At 36.2% G+C, this 21,742-nt stretch carries 17 protein-coding genes; 8 read left to right on the forward strand and 9 right to left on the reverse strand.

The window, feature by feature from the left end; translation table 11 throughout:
• Positions 1–296 precede the first annotated feature (296 nt).
• Both ACS8MM_RS03545 and purL read left to right on the forward strand, forming a co-directional pair.
• Complete coding sequence (locus ACS8MM_RS03545) at positions 297–2,117, forward strand: endonuclease (RefSeq protein WP_379713094.1); 1,821 nt, start codon at positions 297–299, stop codon at positions 2,115–2,117.
• An 88-nt stretch (positions 2,118–2,205) separates the two neighbouring features.
• A complete protein-coding gene (gene purL / locus ACS8MM_RS03550; RefSeq protein ID WP_379713096.1) occupies positions 2,206–5,874 on the forward strand; it encodes a phosphoribosylformylglycinamidine synthase in 3,669 nt (1,222 codons plus the stop codon).
• Positions 5,875–5,914: 40 nt separating this feature from the next.
• Here purL and ACS8MM_RS03555 read toward each other — a convergent pair whose 3' ends face one another.
• Positions 5,915–8,161, reverse strand: coding sequence for a response regulator (locus ACS8MM_RS03555; protein WP_379713098.1), 2,247 nt, complete (start codon positions 8,159–8,161; stop codon positions 5,915–5,917).
• Between the two features lie 163 nt (positions 8,162–8,324).
• Here ACS8MM_RS03555 and ACS8MM_RS03560 point away from each other — a divergent pair, with 163 nt between their 5' ends.
• Positions 8,325–9,185, forward strand: a complete 861-nt coding sequence (locus ACS8MM_RS03560) for an EamA family transporter (RefSeq protein ID WP_379713100.1) — start codon at positions 8,325–8,327, stop codon at positions 9,183–9,185.
• A 30-nt stretch (positions 9,186–9,215) separates the two neighbouring features.
• Here the strand turns inward: ACS8MM_RS03560 and ACS8MM_RS03565 are convergent, their stop codons facing one another.
• Positions 9,216–9,791: a dual specificity protein phosphatase family protein gene (locus ACS8MM_RS03565; RefSeq protein WP_379713102.1), complete on the reverse strand. Its 576-nt coding sequence runs from the start codon at positions 9,789–9,791 to the stop codon at positions 9,216–9,218.
• A 1-nt stretch (position 9,792) separates the two neighbouring features.
• A complete protein-coding gene (locus ACS8MM_RS03570; RefSeq protein WP_379713104.1) occupies positions 9,793–11,718 on the reverse strand; it encodes an LTA synthase family protein in 1,926 nt (641 codons plus the stop codon).
• 123 nt (positions 11,719–11,841) lie between these two features.
• Here ACS8MM_RS03570 and ACS8MM_RS03575 point away from each other — a divergent pair, with 123 nt between their 5' ends.
• On the forward strand, positions 11,842–13,260 hold the full coding sequence (locus ACS8MM_RS03575; protein WP_379713106.1) for an L-serine ammonia-lyase: 1,419 nt from the start codon (positions 11,842–11,844) through the stop codon (positions 13,258–13,260).
• Positions 13,260–13,634 (forward strand): DUF2809 domain-containing protein, encoded by a 375-nt coding sequence (locus ACS8MM_RS03580; protein ID WP_379713108.1) that lies wholly within the window; start codon positions 13,260–13,262, stop codon positions 13,632–13,634. The genes ACS8MM_RS03575 and ACS8MM_RS03580 overlap by 1 nt, the downstream gene beginning before the upstream one ends.
• 527 nt (positions 13,635–14,161) lie before the next feature.
• Here ACS8MM_RS03580 and ACS8MM_RS03585 read toward each other — a convergent pair.
• From ACS8MM_RS03585 to ACS8MM_RS03610, 6 genes are all read right to left on the reverse strand, one after another.
• The gene (locus ACS8MM_RS03585) at positions 14,162–15,238 is read right to left on the reverse strand and encodes an outer membrane beta-barrel protein (protein WP_379713110.1); all 1,077 of its coding nucleotides are present in this window, start codon (positions 15,236–15,238) and stop codon (positions 14,162–14,164) included.
• 15 nt (positions 15,239–15,253) lie between these two features.
• Positions 15,254–17,188 carry a KUP/HAK/KT family potassium transporter gene (locus ACS8MM_RS03590; protein WP_379713112.1) on the reverse strand — a complete coding sequence of 645 codons (1,935 nt, stop codon included), beginning with the start codon at positions 17,186–17,188 and terminating at the stop codon, positions 15,254–15,256.
• 120 nt (positions 17,189–17,308) lie between these two features.
• Positions 17,309–17,995: a response regulator gene (locus ACS8MM_RS03595; protein ID WP_379713114.1), complete on the reverse strand. Its 687-nt coding sequence runs from the start codon at positions 17,993–17,995 to the stop codon at positions 17,309–17,311.
• Positions 17,988–18,356, reverse strand: coding sequence for a sensor histidine kinase (locus ACS8MM_RS03600; RefSeq protein ID WP_379714988.1), 369 nt, complete (start codon positions 18,354–18,356; stop codon positions 17,988–17,990). The genes ACS8MM_RS03595 and ACS8MM_RS03600 overlap by 8 nt, the downstream gene beginning before the upstream one ends.
• A 3-nt stretch (positions 18,357–18,359) precedes the next feature.
• Positions 18,360–19,097: a sensor histidine kinase gene (locus ACS8MM_RS03605; RefSeq protein WP_379713116.1), complete on the reverse strand. Its 738-nt coding sequence runs from the start codon at positions 19,095–19,097 to the stop codon at positions 18,360–18,362.
• Positions 19,098–19,189: 92 nt separating this feature from the next.
• Positions 19,190–19,621 carry a nuclear transport factor 2 family protein gene (locus ACS8MM_RS03610; protein ID WP_379713118.1) on the reverse strand — a complete coding sequence of 144 codons (432 nt, stop codon included), beginning with the start codon at positions 19,619–19,621 and terminating at the stop codon, positions 19,190–19,192.
• A 99-nt stretch (positions 19,622–19,720) separates the two neighbouring features.
• On the opposite strand from ACS8MM_RS03610, the gene panB reads away from it, so the two are divergent.
• The 3 genes from panB to ACS8MM_RS03625 all read left to right on the forward strand — a co-directional run bounded on the left by panB (position 19,721) and on the right by ACS8MM_RS03625 (position 21,728).
• Positions 19,721–20,539, forward strand: coding sequence for a 3-methyl-2-oxobutanoate hydroxymethyltransferase (gene panB, locus ACS8MM_RS03615; RefSeq protein WP_379713120.1), 819 nt, complete (start codon positions 19,721–19,723; stop codon positions 20,537–20,539).
• Between the two features lie 109 nt (positions 20,540–20,648).
• Positions 20,649–21,002 carry a four helix bundle protein gene (locus ACS8MM_RS03620; protein ID WP_379713122.1) on the forward strand — a complete coding sequence of 118 codons (354 nt, stop codon included), beginning with the start codon at positions 20,649–20,651 and terminating at the stop codon, positions 21,000–21,002.
• Between the two features lie 36 nt (positions 21,003–21,038).
• Entirely contained in the window at positions 21,039–21,728 is a 690-nt protein-coding gene (locus tag ACS8MM_RS03625; RefSeq protein WP_379713124.1) for an RluA family pseudouridine synthase, read from the forward strand.
• The last annotated feature ends 14 nt before the right edge of the window (positions 21,729–21,742 follow it).

Below are 21,742 nucleotides of genomic sequence, written 5' to 3' on the forward strand. Positions count from 1 at the left end.
ATATTTAAACGCTATTTTTCTTCAATTGAAGAAGTACTTTCGCCGAGTTTAAATAAATGGGAATAAAGAATAAAGAATAAAGAATAAAGAATAAAGAGTAAAGAGTAAATTAATGTTTGATCCTTGCCAAGGGTGTAAGTGGGAAACTGGTGATGCGTTTTGAATACTATCTGAGTAAAAGATTATATATAAAGAACAAAAATTAAATAGGAGTTCAATTGTAAATTAAAAACAAAGAAAAAGAGTAAAACAGAGTAACAACAAATCCAAAAACAAAAAACAAAAACCCAAAGCAAATGAAACAAAAATTACAATTACTGGTATTCTTACTATCAGCAGGATGTTTCGCGCAAGCACCAGCAGGATATTACAATTCGGCAACGGGAACAGGGTATACCCTAAAAACCCAATTATACAACATTATTAAAGGTCATACAGACAGAGGCTACGCTGGACTCTGGACTACGTATCAAACTTCAGACAGAGACAATCAGAACGAAAATGACAACACTATTTTCGATTTATATTCAGAAAATCAATCTGGTGCAGATCCTTATAACTTCGCTTACAGTACTGGTCAATGCGGTACATATGCAGTAGAAGGTGATTGCTACAACCGAGAACACATGATTCCGCAATCAGTATTCAATTCTAGTGCTCCAATGGTTTCCGATGCTCACTTCATTCCTCCAACTGATGGAAAAGTAAATGGAATGCGTTCCGATTATCCCCATGGAAATGTAGCCTCAGCATCGTGGACATCTCAGAACGGAAGTAAGTTAGGTACGAGTGCCGTTTCTGGTTACACTGGAACAGTTTTTGAACCTAATGCCGCTTTCAAAGGAGATATAGCCCGCATGTATTTCTATTTTGCTACACGTTATGAAAATACTGTTGCCGGTTACACATTCGATATGTTCAACGGTACAAGCAATCAAGTTTTCACTACTGCTTTCCGTGATATGCTCTTAGCTTGGCATGCTGCCGATCCAGTAAGCGCTCGTGAAATTGCAAGAAACAATGCTATCTATGCACGTCAAGGAAATAGAAATCCTTTTATAGACAATCCAAATTATGTAAGTATGATTTGGGGAGGAACGCCTGATACTACGGCACCTTCTGTTCCAACCAATTTAGCAGCTTCTAATGTAACTTCAACTAGCTTGACTTTATCATGGTCTGCTTCAACCGACAATGTTGGTGTAACAGGTTATGATGTTTATATGAATGGAAGCTTTAAAACTTCTGTGACTAGTACCACTAGTTCTATAACTGGATTAACTGCCTCTACAACTTATTCTTTTACCGTAAAAGCAAAAGATGCCGCAGGAAATTCTTCCGCTAATAGTGCAACATTTAATGTTACAACTTCTACAGCGGCTCCAACCGTATCAGATTTATACTTCTCAGAATACCTAGAAGGTTCTTCAAACAATAAAGCACTTGAAATAACCAATAGAACAGGAGCTTCTGTGAGTTTGAGTACGTATTCCATAAAAAAACAAACCAATGGTTCAGGTGCTTGGAGTACAGGTTTGGCTTTAACAGGAACACTTGCCAATAATGGTAAATATGTAATTGTAAACAATACAATAGCTTCAGCATGCTATTCTACTACAACTGCCAATATTTCTACAGCAGCTGGAGAAATGACATTCAATGGTAATGACGCAGTTGGTCTATTTAAAAATGGAGTTTTAATTGATGTTATTGGTATTTTCAATGGAGGTACAGCAAATTTTTCAGCTGATGAAACCTTACAAAGAAAAACTACAGCAACAGTTCCTTCTACAACCTTCAATAAAACTGCCGATTGGAATGTACTGGGCATAGATACTTGTAGCGGATTAGGAAACAGAACTGCAAATCCAAATCAATTAACAACAATCGATTTCGATATCTATCCAAATCCTTCAAATGGTAACTTTACTGTTTATTTTACTAACTTCGAAAAAGGATATTCAATGGAAATCTATTCGATTTTAGGTAAAAAAGTATTTGAAAAATCAGCCATTACAACACAAAACAATACTGTCTCACAACTGCAATCTGGTGTCTATTTAGTAAAGATTACTAAGGAATCAGAAACCGTTGTCAAGAAAGTTATTGTGAACTAAAAAAATAAAGCGCCGATTGGCGCTTTATTTTTTTCTATTTCAAAATTGAAATACTAAATTTGCATCACAAAACAACAACACAATAACAATGATTCATTTTTTTGGTAACTCAACCAATACCGTTTTTGCCGTTCAGACGCAAAACGGATTATCGACAGAAGATATCTCAAAATTAAACTGGCTTTTTGGCAACGCACATAAAATAGAAAAATCCGTCCTGACGGATTTTTTTGTTGGTCCTCGTGCCGCCATGATTACTCCGTGGAGTACAAATGCCGTCGAAATAACCCAAAACATGGGAATTTCAGGTATTATCAGAATTGAGGAGTTTGAAAAAGTAGCCGCTGATTTTACCAATTTCGATCCGATGATATCACAAAAATACTCGGAATTAAATCAGGACATTTACGTCATAAATATTCAGCCGGAACCAATTCTTGATATTGATGACATTGCGGCATACAACAAACAGGAAGGATTAGCACTAAGTGATGAGGAAGTAGATTACCTAAATAGTCTTGCGAACAAATTAGGTAGAAAACTTACCGATTCTGAAGTTTTTGCTTTCTCACAAGCCAACTCAGAACACTGTCGTCATAAAATCTTCAATGGAACTTTTGTAATAGACGGAGAAGAAAAACCTACTTCCCTATTCAAATTAATCAAGAAAACTTCTGAAACCAATCCGAATGATATTGTTTCAGCTTATAAAGATAACGTTGCTTTCGTTAAAGGTCCAAAAGTAACGCAGTTTGCTCCAAAAAGTGCCGACAAACCCGATTTCTACACCGAAAAAGAATTTGATTCGGTTCTTTCTTTGAAAGCGGAAACACATAACTTCCCTACCACTGTTGAACCTTTTAACGGAGCTGCAACTGGATCAGGAGGAGAAATCCGTGACCGTCTTGCTGGCGGACAAGGCTCATTGCCTTTAGCAGGTACTGCAGTATATATGACGTCTTACTCAAGATTGGAAGAGAATCGACCATGGGAAAACGGTATGGAAGAAAGAAAATGGTTGTACCAAACTCCAATGGATATTTTGATCAAAGCCTCTAATGGTGCTTCTGATTTTGGTAATAAATTCGGACAACCTTTAATTACTGGTTCTGTTCTAACTTTCGAACACGAAGAAGAAGCTCGTAAATTAGGTTTCGATAAAGTTATCATGCTTGCCGGTGGAATTGGCTACGGAAAATTAGATCAAGCGATCAAAAAGAAACCTCAAGAAGGCGATAAAATAGTAATTCTTGGTGGAGAAAATTATAGAATTGGAATGGGTGGTGCTGCGGTTTCTTCTGCAGATACCGGTGCTTTCGGTTCGGGTATTGAACTGAATGCCATCCAACGTTCCAACCCAGAAATGCAAAAACGTGCTGCCAATGCTATTCGTGGTTTGGTAGAAAGCGATAACAATCCTATTGTTTCCATTCACGATCATGGTGCTGGTGGACATTTAAATTGCCTTTCAGAATTAGTGGAAGATACAGGTGGTTTAATCGATTTAGACAAACTTCCCGTAGGTGACCCTACCCTTTCTGCTAAAGAAATCATCGGAAACGAATCTCAAGAAAGAATGGGATTGGTGATTGGTGAAGAAAATATTGACATCCTTCAAAAAATTGCAGATAGAGAACGATCTCCTATGTACCAAGTTGGAGATGTAACTGCTGACCATCGTTTTACTTTCGAGTCCAAAACTACTGGTGCAAAACCAATGGATTATGCGCTGGAAGACTTCTTCGGAAGTTCACCAAAGACAATCATGACCGATACAACTGTTGCTGTCAATTATTCAAACTTAGAATACACGGCACAAAATATACCTTCGTATTTGAACCAAGTGCTTCAATTAGAAGCGGTAGCTTGTAAAGACTGGTTAACCAACAAAGTGGATCGTTGTGTTGGTGGCCGTGTTGCTAAACAACAATGTGCTGGACCACTACAATTACCATTGAACAATGTTGGGGTTATGGCGCTTGATTTCAAAGGAAAAGAAGGAATTGCAACCACAATTGGTCACTCTCCAGTTGCTGCATTAGTAGACCCAGTTGCAGGATCCAGAAATTCTATTGGAGAAGCTTTATCCAATTTGGTTTGGGCTCCACTAAAAGATGGATTGAAATCGGTTTCATTATCTGCTAATTGGATGTGGGCATGTAAAAATGAAGGAGAAGATGCTAGATTATACGAAGCGGTAAAAGGTTGTTCCGATTTTGCTCTCGAATTGGGAATCAATATTCCAACTGGAAAAGATTCACTTTCAATGAAACAAAAATATCCTAACGACGAAGTAATTGCTCCTGGAACAGTAATTATTTCTGCAGCGGGTAACTGTTCAAATATAACCAAAGTAGTTGAACCCGTTTTACAACACAACGGAGGAAATATTTACTATTTGAACTTATCTCAAGATGACTTTAAATTAGGAGGAAGTTCATTGGCACAGATTTTAAATAAAATCGGTTCAGAAGTTCCGACTATAACTAATGCCGCGTATTTCAAGAAAGCTTTCAATGTAGTACAGGATTTAATCAAAGAACGTAAAATTAAAGCCGGTCACGACATTGGTAGTGGTGGTTTGATTACAACATTACTGGAAATGTGCTTTGCCGATGTAAATTTAGGCGCCTCTTTCGATTTGACTTCTTTGGGAGAAACTGATACCGTAAAGGCATTGTTCAATGAAAATATAGCCATAGTTTTCCAAGCTGATGCTGCTGTAGAAACTATTTTTGCTCAACACAATATTGAAATTTTCAACATTGGATCAGTTGTAGAAGGAAATTCGGTAACCATTACCAACAATTCGGATGCATTTACTTTTGCTGTTTCCGAAGTAAGAGATACTTGGTTCAAAACTTCTTTCCTTTTGGATTCAAAACAATCGAAGAACGGAACTGCTCAAGAACGTTATAACAATTACAAAAAACAACCTTTAACCTATAATTTTCCTTCACATTTTGACGGAAAAGCTCCAGTTATAGACGCTACTAAACCAAGACCAAAAGCAGCTATCATCCGTGAAAAAGGAAGTAACTCCGAAAGAGAAATGGCTAACGCTATGTTCTTAGCAGGTTTTGATGTAAAAGATGTTCATATGACCGATTTGATTTCTGGTCGTGAAACATTAGAAGATATTCAGTTCATTGGAGCGGTTGGTGGATTCTCTAATTCAGATGTTTTAGGATCAGCTAAAGGTTGGGCAGGTGCCTTCTTATACAATGAAAAAGCCAATACAGCATTGAAAAAATTCTTCCAACGCGAAGACACGTTATCTGTGGGAATTTGTAATGGTTGCCAGCTATTCATGGAATTGGAATTAATCAATCCGGAGCATGAAGTTCATGGAAAAATGACACACAACAATAGTCATAAACACGAAAGTATCTTTACTTCAGTAACTGTGGAGAAAAACAACTCTGTGATGTTATCCTCATTAGAAGGTACAACTTTGGGTGTTTGGGTTTCACATGGAGAAGGTAAATTCAACTTACCTTATTCTGAAGATCAATATAATATTGTGGGTAAATATGGTTATGATAGTTATCCTGCCAATCCAAACGGATCAGCGTTCAATACAGCCATGCTATGCGACAAAACTGGACGCCACTTGGTGACCATGCCACATATTGAACGTTCTACTTTCCCATGGAACTGGGCATATTATCCAGATAACGGACATAAAGATGAAGTGACTCCATGGCATGAAGCCTTTGTTAATGCACGTAAATGGATTGAAACTAAAAATAAGTAATCCCAATAAATAAAAAAAACGCTCAAATTGAGCGTTTTTTTTATTTAGTTACAAAATATACAATTGTTTCATACAATTCCTCCACATCGACCGGTTTACTGAGCACTTTTCTAATTCTGGATGCAGAGAATAATTCCTTGTTCACTTCTTCGGAAATCGCTGTTAATGCAACAATGGGTATCGATGGTTTTAGTTTCGAAATATGATCGGAGGCTTCGAATCCGTCCATTATTGGCATCATAATATCCATCAGAATCAAATCATAATTGTTCAATTCAACCATCTTACAAGCTTCCAAACCATCATTGGCAACATCGCAAGTATACCCTTTACGAGTTATGATTTTTTGTGTGATTAACTGATTGGTTTTATTATCCTCTACCAAAAGAATTTTGACCGAAGAGGGATCAAGTATCTCTTTCGGAACTTGAATTGTTGTAGGATCTTCATGGTATTTCTCAAAATCAAGGGAAAAAGAAATGGTAGTTCCTTTGTTTGGCTCCGAATCTATAAAAATAGTTTTATTAAATAAAGCCAATGTCTTTTTAACCAGGGTCAGCCCCAATCCGGAACCTCCATATTCGTAGTTGATTTTATCCGAACCTTGAAAGAACAAATCATAGATTTTCTCTTTAATATTTTCTTCAATTCCTATACCGGTGTCTTTTATAATGAATTGAATTTCTATTGTATCCTCATTGTCTCTTAATTTCTTAGCTTCCACGATTACGCTTCCGTCTTTTGAAAATTTAAACGCATTATCAATCAGACTAAACAATACCTGATAAAGTTTTGCCTCATCAAAAACTAATTGTGATGGTATTGTCGCATCAAAAACCAACGAATCGATATTATTATTGGTTCTGTTCTTTTTTACGAGGGTAAGAATTTTACCAAGCAATTCCTTTAATTGAACAATATCTTTCTTTGGAACATATTCTTTTTCAAAACTGTCAATAACATTGATTTCGATTATATTTCCAGATAAACTATACAGATTTTGAACTGAAGCCTGCAATTGTTCTATATTCTTATCATAATTGCTTTTGTCTTCTTCCATTAAATGCAACAAACCATTTAAAGTATAAATCGGGGTTCTCAACTCATGCGAAATGGTATCCAATAATTTCTTCTTGATATTCAGGGCTGTTTCCAATTCGGAATTTACCTGATGAAGCATTGCGTTTTTTTCGTTGAGTAAATCATTGGTTGAACTTTTGAATCGGGCATTTCGATACTGAAAATACAACAATACAATTAGTGTTATAATAGTAAACAAACAAAGAATCAAAAGATAATTCTTGTATTTGACGTTTTCACTTTTAAGCTGATTTTGTTTGATAATAGATTGGAATTCGATGTTTTTAATCTCCAATTCTCTTTGTTGATTCAAAGAAAGATTCATCTTCACCACGCGATAAATAAGTCGCTTTTTTAAAAAATCATTTGCTGCTTTGAAATTTTCGGTCGCTTCTTTGTAGTTTTTTAGCTTTTCATTAATCTTCCCTAAAATTGTAAAATAGCGGGAATGCAATAAGTAATCATCATCTTGTTTTTGAAAAGCTTTAGATTTATCAGCAATTGCCAAATACTTTAATGCATCATCAATTTTGTTCAAATGATAATAACATTCAGCAATAAACAAGTTGGTTTCCGGTTGGTCCGGATCACCATTGGTCTTTTCGTTTACTTCTAGGTATTTCAACGAATTTTCCAATGTTTTGTTCCAATCTTCTTTCTTTAAATACAGTAAAGTCAGATTATAGTACATATCCACCTGCTTCTCTAATGGCGCATATTTCTTCAAATACTGTTCCGAAAGTAAGGTGTATTTTTCATCTAAGGCTTCATTCCCTTGGGAATTATAAAACACTGCCAAATGCTCATAATATTCGCCTCGAATACAATTATTGTTGTGTTTGTCTAAAACTCGTTCTACTTTGTCTAACACTTTCTTGCTGGTCGCATAATCAAATGTAGATACATAGAAATAGGAAATCTCTAAATACAGATAAAGCAACTGATCGTAATTATTGGACTTAATCAGTTTTTTTTCTAATTCATTGATCAAATGAGAACCTTTCTGATAATGTTCATAGTCATTTAGACTCAATAGCTTTTTGGCCTTTTCAAATTCATTCAAAACGGCAGGATCGATGGCCGTTTGTTCTTGATTTGCAAAAGCTGAAGAAGTAAAAAAGAAAATAATAAGAAAAAAGCAACATGATAGCCTGTGCAACATCATAGACAAACCCAATTTGACATTTGCTTTATTTGAAAATTTCACGTGATAACCTATTAATTTCTATCAATTTACAATAATAATTACTTTCATCCAAATTTTACAATTTAAACTACAGGTTTTTACGTTATACTGCACAGATAACGTTCATTACTATTTAAAATTGCACTTCGTGTAATGGATTCCTATCTTTGAATAAAATTTAACAATGTATTATATTCTTTTCAGTATTATTTGCAGTGTTTTAGTAGGGGTACTTTTCAAAATCGCCCGAAAAAAAAACCTGAGTATTTATCAAATCATAGCTTGGAACTATGTTTTCGCTTTACTTTCTTTGGTTCTATTTTTTAAACCACAACTAAAAACCAACTTTGGTATAAAAACCGCTTTTGTAACTGGAAGTCTTATTTTTCTTTTACCTATTGTATTTGTCTTTCAGGCGAAAGCCATCAAATATTCCGGTATTGTAAAAACAGACATTGCTCAACGTTTGTCCTTATTTATATCCATCTCTTTTTCGTTATTTATTGCCAAAGAAGTGTTCAATGCCTATAAAAATTTAGGTTTAACTCTCGCCTTCATCGCTATCTTTTTTACGTTCTATAGAAAACAAAAAAACGAATCGGATTGGCGAAAAAACTATTTCTTACTATTGGTTTTATTCGGATTTGGGATTATAGACATCCTATTCAAAAAGGTGGCTACCATTGGAGAACTACAATTCACAGAATTGCTTCTTCTTGTTTTTGGTGGTGCCTTTCTCATTGCAACACTTATTGCCAGCTATTACATTGTGTCCAAAAAGGAAGGCTTTGCCATTCAAAATATGTATTGGGGAATTGCAACCGGACTTCTCAACTTCGGAAATATTTTCTTTTACATAAAAGCACATCAATCCTTGTCCTCGAATCCTTCTACTGTATTTATCGGAATGAATATGGGCGTTATACTATTGGGAAGCTTAATTGGGGTTGCTTATTTTAAAGAAAAACTCTCCCCTCTAAATTATGTTGGAATTGCTTTTTCATTGCTGTCTATCGCTTTAATCGCCTATTCCCAACTACAATAAAAAAAGTCCCAAATTTTGGGACTTTCTCTTTTATTTTTTTGCTTTCTCTTTTCTGGATTCATAAGCATGAAGGAAATCGCCTTTTGGTTTCCCTAAATCAAAGGAACTCCATTTTGTTAAAAAGCGGGTACTCGTTCTTGCTTCATCACGATCCATCCCTTCGTATTCAATTCTGTAAAGCGCCGAATACATTTCAGCACGTCCAACACCATGGTAACAATGAATTAGCACGGGATAGTTTTCAGGCTTGTCCATAATCTCAAAGAAGCGATCCAAATTTTGCTGCTTCGGTACCTGATCAGAACCATTGTTAAAATAGTTCACACCCGGAATTTTCTCAACAGCATTCTTTTCTGCTGTTAACTCTTCTGGAATCTCAGGATTGTTCACATCATCTCCCGTACCTGGGAAACGTAAATCGACAATACTCTTGATTTTGTATTTCTTTACGTAGTCTTCAATTTCATCGGGAGGTATTACACCACTTTTGTATACTTTTCCTTCCGTAATCGTTTCGAAGTTATGGTTGATATGCATATCGTATACATACTTCCCTACTCCAATAAGGACCACAAAGACAACTAAAATTCCTAATTTCTTTTTCATTTTATTGATAATATAATTTTTGATCGATGATGCGTTCAAAATAGTCTTTCAAGAAAGCTTTACAAGCTTCTCCTGTCTCCAACATTTCGGCATTAGGTTTGGCAATCAGATTTCTTTCTAAGCCTTTGTCATTGATATCATAATAGCCGGTAACCTTTTTACCATCAAATATACAGATATAATTTCCTCTTTGAAATTGGTATTGGTTTCCGCTGAAATTCACCACAAAAGGTTTGATTTTCGCATCACCTACCAAGCTTCTTCCCCAACTTCTGAACGGTTTATTATAGCCAACCATATCCAAGACCGTTGGGTAAATATCAATTTGCTGCGCCAACTCTTTATGATCGCCTTTTAAACTTCCGTCAGGTTTGTAAATCAAGATTGGTACCGCCTGACGATTGATCACTTTCTCGTATTCCGGATAACCGGTTAAATTACCATGATCGGCAGTAATAATAAAAATCGTATTCTTAAACCAAGGTTGCTTCTTTGCCGACTCAAAAAACTTCTTAAAAGCATAGTCTGTATAGCCAACACATTGATGCATTTTATTGGTTCCTTTCGGGAACTTGCCTTCATACTGTTTTGGTACAATATAAGGTTCGTGTGAGGAAACCGTGAAAATAGTACTGAAAAATGGCTTTTTCTTGGTATCCAATTGTTGTTTCATAAACTGCATGAACGGTTCGTCCCAGATTCCCCATACACCGTCGTGTTCTGCATCATTATTGAATTCGGTTTTCCCGTAATAATGGTCAAAACCTAAAATATTTCCAAACCCTAAGAATCCCATTGAACCATTCGGCGCTCCATGAAAGAATGAAGTATCGTACCCCATTTCTTCCAAGCATGATACTAATGACTGAATCTTCTGTTTTGGATACGGCGAAGAAGTAAAAGCATCTCTAAAGGAAGGAATACCTGAGATTACGGATGACATTCCGTGGATGGACTTACTTCCGTTTGCGAAGGCATTCGAATAAATCCTACTTTGCTGAGCCAAAGAATCCAAAAACGGCGTGTAACTCACATAGTTTTTAATGTTTCTATCTTTGTTGAACGCACCCCAATATTCGCGTCCGTAACTTTCTGTGATGAATAATACGATATTCGGAGTCGATTGTGAATTGTTTGTGTACTGCTTAATCGGTTGTATCTCACGCTCCAAAACACCGGCTTGAACCGGGTAGCTTACTTTTTTAAAACTGGTTTTACCGATGGTTCGAATCAAAGAAAAAGGCGTATTCAACACAATATCGGCGTGTTGGGGCTTGGTAACATAACGATTGGCATCAATCATATTCAAAGGACGCGTACTCTTTTTAAAGTCACCTCTAATTCCTCCCACACAAATTGTAGCAATAGCCAATAAACTCACAGTCGATGTGAAAAAGTACTTTGCATGATGATCTACCGGTTTTTCTTCCACTCGTATCAGTTTGTACAAACGAATCCATACATAAGCGATAATGAAAAACAACAAATACACATGCCAATAACTCACTATAAAACGAAAGAACATATTCCCTTTATTCGACTCGTGCTTTATGATATCCATAATCGCCATTGTCGTTCTGGAATAGGTGTATTTATAATAAATAAAATCGGCAAAATTAGTAGCGTAGGCCACAAAATTGAAGGCAAAATACACATAGAACAATACCCTTTGGTAGTGCTTTTTAGAATTCACCCAAAACGGCAATACCGACAACAAAATAAAGAGACCGTTGACATATAAAATGGATGTGGTGTCAAACACCAAACCATGATACGCCAAACGCAAGTATTCTGAAATCGAATCGACTTTCAGGTAAGAGAAATTATAGAAAAAAAACAATAATCGCGCAATTGAGTAAAACAAATACGCTAAAAAGATTCTATAAATTAGGACTTTATATTCCTGAGTTCTAAAAAATTTAGTCATTGAGAATGCATTTTCGAACAGCAAAAGTAGAGGATAAAACAATATCTTACTACATTTTTAAAAAATTATAACTTTTTTGTTATCAAATAGCCGTTATCTTTGTAGACTAAATCGTTGTAGTGTATGGAAGAATGTATTTCGGTATTTGATATGTTAAAAATTGGTGTTGGACCTTCAAGTTCACACACTTTGGGACCTTGGCGTGCCGCAGAACGATTTTTAATCGAACTCAAAGACCTCAACCTACTTGAACAAACCACACGAGTAAAGGTGGATTTGTACGGTTCATTGTCTTTAACAGGTGTGGGACACGCTACTGATTTGGCTGTAATGCTGGGACTGAGCGGACAAGATCCCGAGTACATTCCCGTACAGGATATTGATGGTATTATCAAAAACATTAAGAACAGCCATAAACTACAACTCAACAATCAATTCACAATTGATTTTGATATTGAAAAAGATATCGTTTTCAATAAAAATTTTCTTCCCTTTCACGCCAATGGTTTAACATTTACCGCCTATCACGATAAGGGTTCTTACGAATCCACTTTTTATTCTATCGGTGGCGGATTTGTTGTGAAGGAGGAAACAACCTCAGCCAAATCGGAAATCAAATGTGCTTTCCCTTATCCTATTACTTTAGCGTCTGAATTATTGGAGTATTGTCAGCAACAAAACCGTAAAATATCGGAAATTGTGTACGACAACGAAAAATCGATGCGTTCAGAAGAAGAAGTACATAACGAACTCCTTCGCGTATGGCATACCATGTTGGAATGCATGTATATTGGCTGTCATAGTGAAGGCATACTACCCGGTGGATTGAACGTTCGTCGTCGCGCTTTTGACATGCACCAAAACTTGATTGGCTTGGCTAACTATAATTCGCCTCAGGAATGGCTGGAAACCATTCGTAAAACTGAAGTGAAATTCCGTCAAATTCTAAAATGGGTAAGCTGTTTTGCGTTAGCGGTGAACGAAGTTAATGCTTCTTTAGGACGTGTGGTTACTGCACCAACAAATGGAAGTGCAGGTGTAATTCCAGCGGTTTTAATGTATTATATGGTAATTGAAAACCATGCTGCCGATGACAAGCAAATCAAACAATTCTTAATGGTAGCCGGAGAAATTGGAAGTATCTTCAAGAAAGGAGCAACTATATCAGCTGCAATGGGCGGATGCCAAGCAGAAATTGGTGTATCTTCAGCAATGGCTGCGGCTGCACTTTGCGAAGTAATGGGTGGAACTCCGGAACAGGTTTTAATGGCTGCCGAGATTGCTATGGAACATCATTTGGGATTAACCTGTGACCCCATCGGTGGTTTAGTGCAAATACCTTGTATAGAGCGAAACACCATGGGAGCTATTAAGGCGATCAACGCTGCTGAATTGGCTTTGGAAACTGATCCGAAAAACGCAAAAGTCCCTCTGGACAAAGTAGTCAATACGATGTGGCAAACCGCCAAAGACATGAACAATAAATACAAAGAAACTTCAGAAGGTGGACTTGCAGTAGCAGTAAACATGGCCGATTGTTAATGGTAAAAACGCGCTTGACTTACTTCTGTTGTATCCTTTTCATTATTGTATTAGGTATTGCATCAAGAGCATTCGGTAGTATTCCTTTATTTGTTGGCGATGTTTTGTATGCGGTCATGATGTATTGCATCGTACGCTTTCTTTTACCGAATAAGAAGTCTTCTTTCGTTTTCAGTATCGCTCTCCTACTCTGCTTTGCTATCGAATTCCAGCAGATTTTACAGTATGAATGGATGGTTACTTTACGTCGAACCTTACTCGGGAAGTATATACTTGGACAAGGTTTTCTTTGGAGTGATTTGATTTATTATTCATTAGGTGCAGGCTTAGGATATGTAGCAGATGTTTTTCTTCTGAGAAATTATAAGTTATGACCCGAGCCTCGCCGTAGAAAGAGGCGAACAGAGCGAAGCTAATTAGGAGTTATGAATTAGCAGTAATTAGTCCTTAGTACTTAGTCCTTAGTGCTGTTTAAAGATAAAATAGTCCATAGTACTTAGTCCTTAGTGCTGTTTAAAGATAAATTAGTTCACGTTACTTAATAACTAGTTCACCAAACTTAATTAGTAGTTCTCGTTACTTAGTAACTAGTTCACCAAACTTAATTAGTAGTTCTCGTTACTTAATAACTAGTTCACCAAACTTAATTAGTAGTTCTCGTTACTTAATAACTAGTTCACCAAACTTAATTAGTAGTTCTCGTTACAAAGAAACTAGTTCACATCTTTTAGTTTATAGTTCACGTTACTTAATAACTAGTTCACAACTTTTAGTTTATAGTTCACGTTACTTAATAACTAGTTCTCATTTTGACATAAAACACAAAAGCACCAAAGCAGCTTGTTTTGCTCCTTTGATGCCTTTTGTTACTATCTAACTGTATAAAGTGTCTTCTTCGAAATTAGAATTCGAAGCTCATGGTAGTCGTAACCGAGAAGTTGTCTTTCTTAGTACCTAAGTCGAACAATGATTCCGTTGCACGGTACCATTTTCCTTCGGTTCTGATTTTCATTCTAGAATTCGGAAGAAAGTCAAAGTTCAATGAATTCCCTAGAGTTTCGAAAGGCACACCTGCAGTCACTATCACGTTATCTTTATCTTGGAAGTATTCAATACGATGTGCCATTTGCCACTTATCAGAAAGTGTAAACTGGTTAATCAATGTTGGTGTCCACCATGTTTTGTATTCTTGACCTTCCGCTGCGATATCCTGAGCACCGAAGTCAAACCCTAAGATAGTTCTCCACTTAGCACTCCATGCTTTGTCCCAGTACAAATCACTGAAATAACGCATACCGAAAACAGTACCGTAGGCTTCTTTACCCGCAAAAGTACTCCAGTTTAGCGTTGAAGTTTCGTTGGCTTTATACACCAATTGCGTTCCGAATGCCGGTGCTAATTTTTTATCTACTTTATTGATACGTTGCCAGCCATTGGTTAACAAAATCGATCCTGATAATTGATCAGAAAACTGATGGTTTAATTTTACACCAGTCATGAAATACGGAGATGCTTCCGCAGAAATTGAACGAGTTGCCGTTAAATTCGAGTGCGAAGTTGCCGTTTCAAATCCAATATAACTCGGTAGAATACCTGCTTCTAAAGCTGTTTTTTGTGACTTATTCAGATACACACCAACGTATGCTTCATTCAACAATTTCAAATCTTCTGATGCATAATTTTCATCCACATAGGTTCCGGCATGTACCGAAAGTTTAGCATATACATTCTCATAGCTAACAGACGCTCTTAATAAAGCCATATTGATATTGAATTCATTTTGGCGATTGTAGCTGTACGAAAACGGCAATTTAACTTTGGTAACGGGTTCACTAAAATCATACGAATAATAGGTATCGATGTAACCAGAGATTTCAATTTTAGGTTTCGAGGTTTGTGTAGTGTCTTGTGAAAAAAGACGTTCAGTAAAGAAAAAAGAACTTAAACTGAATAGAACGGGGATTAATTTTATTTTCATTTTGCAAAAGTAAATTTATTTTCTATTTAAGTCAACATTTGAAACCGGCGAATAAATCATGGGAACATTCTCGATGGACACATCGCTTTTATCTAATCCGAACGCCTTCTCATCAGAGATGGACAAACGTTTCAGCCAGAAGTAGGAAGTCAACAACCAACCGTCTTTGAATTCGAAGTCATTCTCAACAGATAAGAATTTTTCGATAATGATAAATTTAAAATCGGGTTCAGCATTGTACTTTGTGGAGCCGTCAGGACGAATGTGGAGGTTGAGTTCTTTTTTGCTTACCAAATCCTGGACAATTTTCTTAAAGTAAAGCTCAACTTTAGGCTGTACACGGAAACCTACATTCAATATGACTTTAATTACTTTGTCATCCAGAATTTCAACCACTTCATAGTTCAGTGTAAAAGGTTCATTGGTTCTATTAATATGGAGGAACCAGTACACATCGGCTCTTTTCGGTTGTTTCGCAAATATGGAATTGATGATTTTCTCTTCTATTTCATACGTTCTGTCTGCTTTGGACAAATAAATTAGATGCGTAGAATACTTCGGAATCGAATCGTCTTCACTCAGCTCCTTTAGCAATGGCGTTTGCTCCATCAAATTGGTAAACTTCAGGAAACGGTTATTGATTTTTCGGGAGTAATACCAAACATACATCACCATGAAGATGAAAAGTTCAAAGAACAAGAACATCCATCGTTCTTTGATTTTAACTACGTTCGCAATAAAGAAAGAAACTTCAATCACTGCAAAAACAAAAAGCATTACAGCCACCCAGCCCATTTTCATCTTTTTAATGAATACCAAATAATACGACAAGAGCAAAGTAGTCATCAACATGGCAATAGTGATAGAGAAACCATAGGCCGCTTCCATGTGTGCCGAATTCTTAAAATACAAAATCATTAATACGCAACCAATCCAAAGGATAGTATTGACAGAAGGAATGTAGATTTGACCTTTTAAATTGGTTGGGTTTTTAAGCGCCACCCTTGGCCAAAAGTTCAATGATATTGCTTCATTGATTAATGTAAACGAACCACTTATCAATGCCTGTGATGCAATAATTGCCGCCACTGTTGCAATACAAATTCCGATTAACAAAAACCATTGCGGCATGATTTCATAAAATGGATTCTGACCATTTAAAAAATCACTGCCTTGGTGCATCAACCAAGCGCCTTGACCCAAATAGTTGGTCAGTAAAGCAATTTTAACGAAGATCCAGGTGATACGAATGTTCTCTTTACCACAATGCCCAAGATCAGAATACAACGCTTCGGCGCCAGTTGTACATAAAAACACTGCACCCAATAACCAGAACCCCTGAGGATACTCTACTAATAGCTTATAAGCATATATTGGATTCAATGCTTTCAGTATATCCGGATGATGCACAATTTGAGAAACGCCCAATACCATCAACATGGTGAACCAAACCACCATAGCCGGGCCAAAAAAGTAACCTACTTTTTGCGTACCAAATCGCTGAAAGAGAAATAATCCGGAAAGAATCATAATTACAATAGGTATGGTAGGTAAATTAGGAACGATAGCTTCCAAACCTTCTACTACAGAGGCAACAGAAATGGGCGGGGTTATAATACCGTCGGCTAACAATGTAGTTGCGCCTAAAATGGTGGGTATGATTAATTTTCCTTTTCCGAAACGTCGTACCAAAGCGTACAGAGAGAAAACGCCTCCTTCCCCATTATTATCTGCAGAAAGAGTAAGTAAAACATATTTGAATGTAGTTTGGAAAGTCAGTGTCCAGAAAACACATGATATTCCTCCATATACCAGTAACTCGGTTATTTGACGGTCACCAATGATTGATTTCATTACATATAGCGGACTTGTACCTATATCTCCGTAAATAATTCCGAGAGCAACAAGAAGAGAAGCCGCTGAGACTTTTTGAATTGTTTCCTTATTCATTTTTAAAAAGATTAATTAATTTATTGCGTGATTTTTGGTGTGATTTCAAGGCATAGCAAAGCCTGATCACGATGAATTTTATTCGTAATGATTTAGATTATGCAGTACGTAGAAAGTTGATTATCCTGAACTAAATCGGTAGCCTACGCCCGATTCGGTGATAATGTATTTCGGGCGGTTAGGATCTTTTTCTATTTTCTTTCGGAGTTGCGCCACAAACACTCTAAGGTATTGTGTTTGGTCAGAATAACTCTGACCCCAGATTTCTTTCAGTAGGTACTGATGGGTTAAAACCCTTCCGTCATTTTTAATTAAAAGTACCAGTAAATTGTATTCCGTTGCGGTGAACTTAATGACTGCTTCATCAATGGTAACCAATCGGGAAGCGTAATCGATGGTTAAATCTCCGATAGTTACTATAGATTGTTTGCTATTGTTTGCTTTACCACGCAAAGCTGTTCTAATTCGCGCCAATAGTTCCTGTGTTCGGAAAGGTTTAGTTAAATAATCATTGGCCCCATTATCGAGTGCTTTAACGATTTCCTCTTCTGCACTTTTGACGGAGAGAATAATAATTGGGTTCACGAACCAGCTGCGCAATTGCGTGAGAATATTTTGTCCGTCTTCGTCGGGTAAACCTAAATCGAGTAAAATCAAATCCGGTTGCTGACTGGCAGCCATAACGATACCTTCTTTACCATTAACTGCAAAATGTACTTTATAGTCATTGGCTTCCAAAGAAATCTCCAGCAGTTTTCTGATTTGGATTTCATCATCAATTACTAATATCGAAAAAGCGTTACTCATTTTTTAAAGAATTGATAGGTAAAGAATCCACATTGAATAGTAAAGTAAACACTGCTCCGCCATCTTCTGCATTATGCAAAGAAATCGTTCCGTTTTGTGCCTCAACAAATCCTCTAACAATAGACAATCCTAATCCGGTTCCACCTGTTTTTGATTCTTTAAACCTGTAAAACTTATCAAAAGCCCTGTCTATTTCCCCATTAGGAAAACCATAACCATCATCAGAAATAGTAATGATGCATTGTTTGATCATTTCAATATGAATATCATAATCAACATCCACATCATATTCTACTTTGATTTTTACGGTTGCACCTTTTGGTGTATGTTGTGAGAAGTTGAACACTAAGTTATGAATAATTTGTTACATCAATCCATAATCCAATTTAAACAAAGGCAGATTCTCATCAATTACATAAACCACCTTATGCTCTTTCAAATCATCGGACAAACGCTCACAAACTCCGTAAATAATTTCGCGTACATCACACCAGTCCATCTTCGGATGAATATAACCCGATTCCAGTCTGGACATGTTTAACAAGTTTTCAACCTGATAATTCAGTTTCATGGAAGCCTTTTCAATTTCATGATGCAATTTATCCTGCATTTCCTCCGGCAAACGAACATCCTTTTGCTGCAAAGTATCAATTGAACCAATAATAGCCGCAATTGGAGTGCGTAATTCATGAGAAAGCGAATCGAGTAATGTATTGTATAATTTTAAAGTACTGATTCTCGTTTCCTTGATTTGAATAGCGCGTTGCATTCTCTTGAACTTGTTCGTCAGCACCGCATTAATCAATACGATAATAAAGAAAAGAATTAACAGAAAAGTATCTTCTGCGTTGTCAATGTGTAAAGTGTAGTACGGTTTAATGAATAAAAAATTCAAAGCAAGAGCGCTTAAGATTGCACCCATAAGAACTGGTTTCAATTCAAAGAAAATAGCTTGAAAAGAAACCAGAACAAGAAGGATATACCCTATAATTTTATATTCTATTACATCTCTAATGAAAAGACATAATAAAGAGACAGCCACAACCGATAGAATGCTCATTGCATATTGGTTAAGATCTGTCTTTTGAAATAACTTGTCCATTACTGTTAATTTTTGACAAAGTTACGTCGATAGTTGTAAGTAAAATATAATATATCCGAGAAGAGATATAAAGATTTTATAAAGATTTGGAATTACTTTCTTCTGGTATCAATAAGATGAATGATTTTCCAAGTATTGTTTTCTTTGAATAAGGTAAAAGCATTAACTCCTTTGTGACTTAATTTACCGTTCAAATAAAACTCATAAGGTGTCCAGGCATGCGCCATAGCACCATCCACTTGAATCGAATAACCTAAAATGCGCTCTTCAAATTGTAAATCTTTTGGGAATGAGGCGAAGGACTTGATGAATTCGGCTGCTTTCTCGTCTACTAATTTAATACCCGCTTTTCCTTCAATGATCGATTGTAAAGCCATTCGGTCATGACACACTGATTTTATCTTAGTGGTGTCTTTGGCATGGAAACCAATAAAAAAGTCTTTGATAGTATTTTCCACTTCGTTTTGTTGTGCCTGAGTACCTATCGTAAAACAGAACGCTAACAGTAAAATAAATTGTTTCATATTGATTGATTTTATTAGCATAAGTAGCAATTGTAACAAAATTGTTACGGTATTTTATATTTTGTACTAATTTTACATCTCAAACAAAAAACAAGAGTTATGTCTACAGCTAAAAAAGATTATAAAAGAATTACCACTAAATCCTTAATTGATATGAAAGCCAATGGCGAGAAAATATCAATGTTGACTGCTTATGATTATACCATGGCAAAGATTGTTGATTCTGCAGGTGTAGATGTAATTCTAGTGGGTGATTCAGCCAGTAATGTAATGGCAGGTCATGAGACGACCTTACCTATTACTTTGGATCAGATGATTTACCATGCGTCTTCTGTGGTTCGTGCTGCAGAAAGAGCGTTAATCGTAGTTGATTTACCTTTCGGCTCGTACCAATCGGATTCCAAAGAAGCCTTACGTTCGGCTATCCGTGTGATGAAAGAAAGTGGCGGTCATGCTGTAAAGTTGGAAGGTGGCAAGGAAATCAAAGAATCGATTAAGAAGATACTACAAGCTGGAATTCCGGTGATGGGTCATTTAGGATTAACACCTCAATCCATTTATAAATTCGGAACGTATACTGTTCGCGCCAAAGAAGATGCGGAAGCAGACAAATTAATTGAAGATGCTCAATTATTGGAAAAGATTGGATGTTTTGCATTGGTATTAGAGAAGATTCCTGCTGCATTAGCGCAAAAAGTTGCCGAAAGCATCTCAATTCCAGTAATTGGGATTGGTGCCGGTGGTGGTGTTGACGGTCAGGTTTTAGTTTTACATGACATGATTGGAATGACACACGAATTCAGTCCGCGCTTCCTGAGACGTTACATGAACTTGTATGAAGACATGACTACTTCTATCGGGCAATATGTTACTGATGTGAAATCGAAGGATTTTCCTAACGCAAATGAACAATATTGATTTAGACATCTTAGACCTTTTAGATTTTTAGACTACTTAGAGCTTTAGATTGCCTAGACTATTCTGTTTAAATATTTACAAATTTCAATTATAAGCCATACAAAAATATATGCACCAATTTAAAGAACTAGCGGTTTGGAAAAAAAGCAGATTATTTTGTTCTGAAATTTATACCGTCACTTCAACTTTCCTAAGTGATGAAAAGTTTGGAATCACTAATCAACTCAGAAGAGCTTCTGTCTCAATCCCTTCTAATATAGCTGAAGGCTCGTCCAGAAATTCAAATAAAGATTTCTCAAGATTTCTTGAAATAGCAATTGGTTCCTGTTACGAAATTGAAACACAATTATTAATTGCTTCAGATTTAAATTTCATTGAACAAAATAAACTACAATTATTAATTAATCAATTGGATGAAATAACTAAAATGATATCCAAATTCCTTTCAACAATAAAACTCTAATATTCTAAGAAGTCTAAGCAGTCTAAGTAGTCCTAAATGAAAGAAATTTCAAATAAAAATAATTTACAAGTTCTTCACGAAGACAACCATATTATAGTGGTGAACAAGCGTGTAGGCGATATTGTACAAGGTGATAAAACCGGTGATAAGCCTTTATCCGACGTTGTTAAAGAATACATCAAAGCTAAATATGATAAACCTGGAGACGTATTTCTAGGTGTAGTGCATCGTTTGGACCGACCTACAACAGGTATTGTAGTCTTTGCACGTACCAGTAAGGCTTTGACTCGTTTGAATGAGCTATTCAGTAAAAGAGAAACCCAAAAAACCTATTGGGCGGTGGTGAAAAACCAACCTCCAAAAGCGGAAGATAACTTGGTGCATTATTTAAAAAGAAATCCGAAGAACAATACTTCCAAAGCACATTTGAAAGAAGTTCCGGAAAGCAAAAAAGCGAGCTTGGATTATAAAATCATAGCAAAGCTGACTAATTATTTTGCTTTGGAAATCAATTTACATACAGGAAGACATCATCAGATACGTTCGCAACTTTCGTTTATTGGTTGTCCGATAAAAGGTGATTTGAAATATGGTTTTGACCGAAGCAATCCTGACGGTGGCATTCATCTTCATGCTAGAAAACTGACATTTGTACATCCTGTATCCAAAGAAAACCTTGAAATAATCGCTCCGGTTCCCGATGATGTGATTTGGAAATCAATATAATTTTTATCTTTAGA

It is taken from the genome of Flavobacterium sp. MAHUQ-57, from assembly GCF_051908335.1.
In the GTDB taxonomy this organism is placed as follows: domain Bacteria; phylum Bacteroidota; class Bacteroidia; order Flavobacteriales; family Flavobacteriaceae; genus Flavobacterium.